The sequence below is a fragment of the Gemmatimonadota bacterium genome, from assembly GCA_009838645.1.
GTDB lineage: Bacteria > JAAXHH01 > JAAXHH01 > JAAXHH01 > JAAXHH01 > JAAXHH01.
The window spans coordinates 151,985-159,290 of record VXRC01000002.1 but is presented as its reverse complement, the minus strand read 5'-3'; the positions used below and the strand labels follow the sequence as shown (position 1 = coordinate 159,290).

Below are 7,306 nucleotides of genomic sequence, written 5' to 3'. Positions count from 1 at the left end.
CCCCCCGTATACCATTTTTGGGGGGTCCTCCCCCCCCACCCCCTGCCCCCCCCTTTACTGGGCGGGCGGGCGCGGGGCGGCGATGCTCCTGCCCGTCGCCGTCCCGCCCGTGAAGGAAACGACCGGAATGCCGGGATGGTCTGCCACGGCGGCGCCCGCCTTGTGGCCGTGTCCGTGCACGATGTTCAGCACCCCGGCGGGTAGTCCCGCTTCGATGCATATCCTGGACAGCAGGAACGCGGTCGTGGGCGTCAGTTCCGAGGGCTTGCCGATCACGCAGTTGCCGGCGGCAAGGGCCGGCGCGATCTTCCACGTCAGCAGGTAGAGGGGCAGGTTCCAGGGGGAAATGCATCCGGCGAGGCCGATCGGCGCCCGGAGGGTGTAATTCAGGGCCGATTTGCCCATGGCGTGGGCGTCGCTGGCGAAGTGCTCGATGGCCGTCGCGTAGAACCGGAAGTTGCTCGCGGCGCGGGGGATGTCCACCGTTGCCGCCAGGGCCACCGGCTTGCCCGTATCGTTTGATTCCGCCAGGGCCAGTTCTTCCCGGTTCTCCTCGATCAGGCCGGCGATGCGGAGGAGGTGGGCGGATCGTTCCTGGACGGACAGGGACGACCAGGCCGGAAAGGCCTTTTCCGCGGCGACGACCGCTTCCTCCACGTCCCCCGTGCCGGAGTCCGGCGTCCTGCCGATCACGGCGCCCGTAGCGGGCTCGATATTGTCCAGGTAAGCGCCGCCGGCCGGTTCGTGCAATTCACCGCCGATGTAGTTGAGTACATGCATCATGCCGCGAAACCGCCTGAAATGTGGTCTTGGATACGTGAGGCCGGGTGTGCCGCGCCTGGTGTGCCGCGCCGGGTTACAGGTTAATGTAGAACGGCCCGGGAGACCTGTCAAGCCGGTGGACAGCCTCCATCGCGGTCACCCCGCCATGTTCCTCCTGCCGGCCGTCACCCGTCACCGAGGCGCCATTCTGGCGTCATCCAGGCGTCATCCAGGCGTCATCCAGGCGTCATCCGCGCGCCGAGCCGCTCTCCGACGAGTCGCTCCGCCGTGTTCCAGTCGACCTGGTCCGCCGTGGAGATGGAGGCGCAGAGCTCCCGGAGGATGCCTTCCTGGATCTCGCCGCAGTGCAGTGCCTCGCTGTAGGGGTACCGGTGGAACGACACCATGGAATACCGCGGGATGAACCGGTCGGGGTACTTCTGTTCCAGCAGGAATCCCACCTTCTGCCGCAACTGGAAACCGGGATCGCTTACCAGGTCGCGCATTTCGACGTAATTGGCCAGCGCCATGTCGGCGATGGCATCCGTGTCTTTTTTCCGACGGCGCCCGAAGGACTCGAATACGCTTCCCCAGTCCGGCCAGTGCGTCTCGATACATTCGTCGAGGATGGTGCAGTCTTCGAAAGCGCAGTTCATCCCCTGGCCGAAGAACGGCACGATCGCGTGCGCGGCATCACCCAGGAGCAGCACCCGGTCGCGGTAATGCCAGGGAGAACACTTGAGGGTGACCAGGGACCCGGTGGGATTGTCGCGGTACAGGGTGGCCAGATCGGGCATCAGCGCCATCGCATCGGGAAACTGCATCTTGAAGAAGTCCAGTATCTGGCGCGGCTCCAGGAGACTGGCGAAACTGTACTCGCCTTCGTGGGGGAAGAAGAGGGTGCAGGTGTAACTGCCGTCCAGGTTCGGCAGCGCGATGAGCATGTACATGCCCCGTGGCCAGATATGGAGGGCATTGGGCTCCATCCTGTACGCGCCGTCCGGTCCGGCGGGAATGGTCAGTTCCTTGTAGCCATGGGTCAGGTACTGCTGGGAAAGGTCGAACCGGCCCACGTTCATCATGGCCGTCCGGATGGCCGATGCCGAGCCGTCCACGCCGATGACCCGATCGGGGCGGAGGGAGTGGACGTGATTGGTCGCGTCGTCGCGGACGTACAGCACGCCGGTTCGGAATTCCAGTCCGGTGCACCGGGCGTTGAAATGCAGCCGCACGCCGTCTTCCCGTTCCGCGGCGTCCAGCAGGAACCGGTTCAGTTCGCCGCGGGATACGGAGTAGATGACCTCGTCCTCCCGCTGGCCGTAGGGCTGCAGGACCCGGTCGCCTCCCACGGGATGGATCAGCCGTCCCACCATGGGGATCGCCATGGCCAGGACTTCGTCTCGCAGGCCTACCTGCCCCAGCGCATGAAGGCCCCGCACCGACATGGCCAGATTGATCGACCTGCCGGCCTGGCCGGGGTGACCGGCGCCAGCCGATTCGCGGCGGATATCGGACCGCTTCTCGTACACCTCGACTCGGAATCCACGGCGGGCGAGGAAGATCGCCAGCAGGGATCCGGCAAGACCCGCGCCGATCAGGGTTACGGTTTCCCGTTTGGCCCCCATGAATACCCTCGATTGCTTCTGGACCGGAACGAAAACCAGCTCACCCGGCCCGCTTGGACCGCTCCATGCCCTCCGCCATGACCTCCACGAAACGGCGGACGTCCGCAAAACGGTTGTACAGCGGTACGGGGGCGACGCGGATCACGTCGGGCTCCCGCCAGTCGCACCAGATGCCGTGTTCCGCCAGATGCCGGTGCACGTAGCCGCCTCGCGGCCCCGTCCTGAGCGAAAGCTGGCATCCGCGCTGCTCCGGGTCCGACGGCGTGATGATGTCCAATTCACCCGGGAAGCGGTCACGGAGCAGGTGTTCCAGGTACCCGGTCAACCCCCTGCTCTTCTCGCGCAGCCGGTCCATGCCGGCCTCGTCGAAAAGCTCCAGCGAGGCGCGCAGGGCCGCCAGCGGGAGTATGGGCGGATTGCTGAGCTGCCAGCCTTCCGCGCCCGGGATCGCCTCGAATGCCGAGGGCATCCGGAACCGGGTGGACTTGTCGTGTCCCCACCATCCGGCGAACCGGGGCAGGTCGTCTTTCCGTCCGTGCCGTTCGTGGACGAAGCACCCGCCTACGCAGCCGGGTCCGCCGTTCAGGTACTTGTAGGAACACCAGACGGCGAAGTCTACGTCCCAGTCGTGCAGCCGCAGCTCCAGGTTTCCCATGGCGTGGGCGAGGTCGAATCCCACGACGCAGCCTTGGCGATGGCCCGCCGCTGTGATCCGGTCCATGTCGAAGGCCTGGCCGGTCAGGTAGTTCACACCGCCCAGGAAGACCAGGGCGATGGACGCGCCTTCCTGTTCGAGCAGGTCCTCGATGTCCCCGGTGCGGACCGTGTCCTCCCCTTCCCGCGGCCGCAGTTCGATCACGCTTTCCGCGGGGTCGTAACCGTGCCAGGCAACCTGCGAAGCGACGGCGTACTGGTCGGAGGGGAAGGCGGCGCCCTCGACGAGGATGCGGTATCTCTCCGGGGTCGGCCGGTAGAAGGAGACCATTATCAGGTGGAGATTCACCGTGAGCGTATTCATGGCGACGACTTCGCCGGGCAGGGCGCCGGCAAGGCGGGCCAGCGGGTCCGCCAGCGCTTCGTGGTAAGGCATCCAGGGGTTCTCCCCCTTGAAATGCCCTTCGACGCCCAGGCTTCGCCAGTTGTCGAGTTCCCGTTCCACGTATTCCCGTGTGGCTACGGGCTGGAGTCCGAGCGAATGGCCCACCAGGTAGACCGCCTCCGCCCCGTTTCCGGCCAGCGGGAAATGAAAACGCGACCGGAAGGCCGAAAGCCCGTCTCTGGCGTCCATCTCGCCGGCGTCCATTCGCTGGTCGGGTCGCGTGTCCATAGGCTAGTCGTTTCCACCGAAAAACCGGTCTGCTTCCAGGTTCAACCAGTTAAGCGCGGAGCGGTACAGCAGCCGGGACTTGACGTCATCGTCCAGGTGGCTCATGGATTCGATCATCTTGCCCGGCACCGCTTCGCCGAGGGGGAAGGGATAGTCCGAGCCCAGGGCGAGGTGGTCCGGCCCGATGAGGTGGATCAGGTAGTCCAGGATGCGGCTGTCGTGGACGAGGGAATCCAGGTAGAACCGGCCCAGGTAGTCGCTCGGGCGCACGTCGTTGTCCACCGCGCACAGGTCGGGACGGATCTGGAACCCGTAGTCGATCCGCCCGATGGTCGCGGGAAAGGACCCGCCGCCGTGGGCGAAGGCCACGCGCAGGTCGGGCAGGCGTTCGAGCACCCCGCCGAAGATCATGGAACAGATCGCCCGTGAGGTCTCGGCGGGCATGCCCACCAGCCAGGGCAGCCAGTACTTCTCCATGGTCTCCTGTCCCATGATGTCCCAGGGGTGGATGAACACCGCCGCGCCGAGTTCAGCCGCCGCTTCGAACACCGGGAACAGGTGGGGTTCGCTCAGGTTGTTCCCGTTGATGTGGGTCCCGATCTCAATGCCGGACAGCCCCAGTTCCCGGACACACCGCTCCATTTCACGGACCGCCAGGTCGGGCGCCTGCATGGGCACGGTCCCCAGGCCGATGAAACGCCGGGGCCAGGTACGGACTACATCGGCGATGTGGTCGTTGAGCATGCGGGACAGGTCCAGCGCGTCCGCCGGCTGCGCCCAGTAGCTGAACATCACCGGGACGGTGGAGAGGACCTGGACGTGCACGCCGGCGTCGTCGCATTCCCCGATCCGGGTCGGCGGGTCCCACGAGTTGGCCTGGATCTCGCGGAACTTCCTGCCGTCGATCATCATGCGCGCGCATCCCGGCCGGTAATGGTCCAGTTCGACGAACCCGCCGTACCCGTATCGCTTGTGCAGATCGGGCCAGTTCTCCGGCAGGATATGGGTGTGGATGTCGATCTTGGGTATGGGGTTGGGGCCTGAGTATTCGCACATGGTTCCAGGAGGGGTTCCGGGACGGCGTCGGGACCTGCGGACCGCCTGTCCGAAGCGTTTTTAAGGCGACGCGCCCCGCGACCTGAAAGGGACGGACGATGCAGGATCAGGATAACGGGAAACGCCCGTTATTGTCAAGGGCATGATGTCGGGTGCAATGCCTGGCGATAGGGGTCCAGGTCGATACCCGGGAAGGCCCGCGCGAGGAGGCCCAGGGTCTGTTCCGTGTAGTAGGGATGACCGGGCTCGGGCCACCCGAACAACGATCGAACGCGCGGGGTCGTAGACGTTATGAAGGGCATCATGTATTCCCGCTCGCCGTAGATGAATGGATTCGAAAATCGGGTCCACCGGTCGGCGTCGCGGCGGCACATGGAAAGGGTCCAGAAGGCCCGCTGCTTTTTCATGTCCTGAAAGGGTTGCGCCGAATGGAGCAGGTAGGACGAATAGAAGGCCGCTGTTCCCTTCTTGCCCACGGCCGGGACCGGATCCCGCAGGCCGGCCTTGCGGATGTCCCGGACGTGGCTGACGCTCGCCATGTTGCCGGTGTCCCATCCCTCGGCAAAGACCTCGGCCGCCCGTGTGTGCGACCCCGGTACGAGCAGCATGGGCGCGCCGTCGTCTTCGACGTCATGGAGATACACGCCGGAGTTGATGTAGGAGAATCGCGCGGCGTCCTTGGATGGGGGAAGGACGCAGTTCGTGTTGTGGTCGACGTGGTATCCGCTCCAGGATTCATCGGGATACCGCTCGTCCACCGGTCCGGTGCGCATGAACAGGTGGGCGTTGCAATAACTGGGCCGGTCGTCCAGGAACAGCTCGAATAGATCAAGGTAGCGTTCGTTCTCGATGAGACGGTCGAGCGCCGGATCGCCCACCGGAAACTGGGACCGTCCCACCACTTCGTCCTGCTTCGTGGTGAACCCGTCTCCCACGGATCCCTGTTCGCCCCGTTCGAAGTCCCCGAGCCAGGACGCGTAGGATTTGCCGTAGAAATTCCGCTCCATGGCCTCCAGCGCGGCGTCCATTTCCTCGTCTCCGAAGACGCCGGGCACCAGGATGTAGCCGTCGCGCCGAAACTGTTCCAGCATTCCGCACCTCCCGGATCGGTCAGGATCCGATTTCGTCAGGCGTTGCTTATCAGGTCGTCCCACGATGGCGCGATGCCCTCCCGCCGCCGTCGGGAAATGTTCAGGGCCGGGCCTTCGGGACGGACGCCATGCTGGACGATCACGTCGAAATAGGGTTCCCGCGTGGCTTCCAGCAGGCTTAGCAGACGCGTCCGCATGTCCGCCAACCGGGCCGGATCCGCGTCCGCCAGGTTACGCGTTTCGTACGGGTCTTCCCACAGGTCGAAGAGCACTTCGTGACCGGTCTCGTAGAAGGCGTACTTCCAACGGTCCGTGACCAGTCCGCGCCAGTCCGCGTAGTCGAAGTGCACCCTGGGCGCTCCCACCATTTCGAGCAGTACTTCCCCGGGCCCGTCGAAATCCGCGCCCCTGCAGGCAGGTGAGAAGTCGGCGCCCTGCATGTGCACCGGCACGGGCACCCCGGCCAGTCCGAGGGTCGTGGGCGCCATGTCCACCAGGCTGAACAGGTCCGGCCGAGCGCCCTGCGGCTCGAGGACCCCCGGGGCGTGAAAGACCGCGGGTACCCGTACGGACTCTTCGTGGGGATGTCCCTTGTCCTCCATCTGGCCGTGGCTTCCCATGAAGTCGCCGTGATCGGAGAAGTACACCGTCACCGTGTTGTCCCGGAAACCGTCCATGCCGCCCACCGCGTCGAGCAGGCGGCCGATGTTCCCGTCCAGGTTCTCGATCATGGCGTAGTAGGCGGCCAGCCGTTCCCTCAGATCGGCTTGACCGCCGAAATTCGGACGGGTCCTCAGGGACGCGGGATCGAACCGCATGTAGGCGTCCGGCACTTCGAGCGGCCAGTGGGGCGGTTCCACGCTGAGGACGAGAAAGAGCGGCTGGTCCCGGCCGAAGTTGTCCAGGTACGCGATGGCCATGTCGGTCAATGCGTCGGTCTGGTAGCCCGGCATGCGCGTGGGGTCCACGTCGCCTTCCCGGTAGTAGAACCCCTTGAACGGCGCGTTGTTCATCTCGAATCCGTACCAGTCCTGGAAACCGCCCCGGTGAAATTCCGGCGTGCGCGGCGCCGCTTCCAGGTCGTAATAATCCGGGTCGCGACGCACTTCAGGAGGGATCTGGTCGCGCACCGTCCCGCAGTGCCACTTGCCGAAATAGGCGGTATGGTAGCCGGCTTCGCGAAGCAAGATAGCCGTGCTCGGCGCCGCCGGCTTGTACACGTCGTGAAACCCCTGCACCGGTCCGGCGTGGGCGTGCCGGCCCGAGAATATGGTGCCCCGCGAGGGCGTGCACACGGGGCAGTTGGCCCGGGCGCGCATGAAACTCACACCCTCCGCGGCCATGCGGTCCATGTTAGGGGTCCGCAGGTTGGGATCCCCGGCGTAGCCCATGGCCTGGCCCGCGTGTTCGTCGGACAGGATGTAGATGACGTGCGGTCGGGACAT

General features: G+C 65.5%; 6 protein-coding genes. All 6 read right to left on the bottom strand.

Annotated elements, in window-relative coordinates; genetic code table 11:
• Positions 1-54: 54 nt before the first annotated feature.
• Positions 55-783: an aldehyde dehydrogenase family protein gene (locus F4Y38_01445; GenBank protein MXY47942.1), complete on the bottom strand. Its 729-nt coding sequence runs from the start codon at positions 781-783 to the stop codon at positions 55-57.
• A 215-nt stretch (positions 784-998) separates the two neighbouring features.
• On the bottom strand, positions 999-2,387 hold the full coding sequence (locus F4Y38_01440) for an FAD-dependent monooxygenase (GenBank protein ID MXY47941.1): 1,389 nt from the start codon (positions 2,385-2,387) through the stop codon (positions 999-1,001).
• Positions 2,388-2,427: 40 nt separating this feature from the next.
• Complete coding sequence (kynU, locus tag F4Y38_01435) at positions 2,428-3,714, bottom strand: kynureninase (protein MXY47940.1); 1,287 nt, start codon at positions 3,712-3,714, stop codon at positions 2,428-2,430.
• Between the two features lie 3 nt (positions 3,715-3,717).
• Positions 3,718-4,770: an amidohydrolase gene (locus F4Y38_01430; protein ID MXY47939.1), complete on the bottom strand. Its 1,053-nt coding sequence runs from the start codon at positions 4,768-4,770 to the stop codon at positions 3,718-3,720.
• A gap of 134 nt (positions 4,771-4,904) precedes the next feature.
• Positions 4,905-5,861: a phytanoyl-CoA dioxygenase family protein gene (locus tag F4Y38_01425; GenBank protein ID MXY47938.1), complete on the bottom strand. Its 957-nt coding sequence runs from the start codon at positions 5,859-5,861 to the stop codon at positions 4,905-4,907.
• A gap of 35 nt (positions 5,862-5,896) precedes the next feature.
• On the bottom strand, positions 5,897-7,306 hold the full coding sequence (locus F4Y38_01420; GenBank protein ID MXY47937.1) for a sulfatase-like hydrolase/transferase: 1,410 nt from the start codon (positions 7,304-7,306) through the stop codon (positions 5,897-5,899).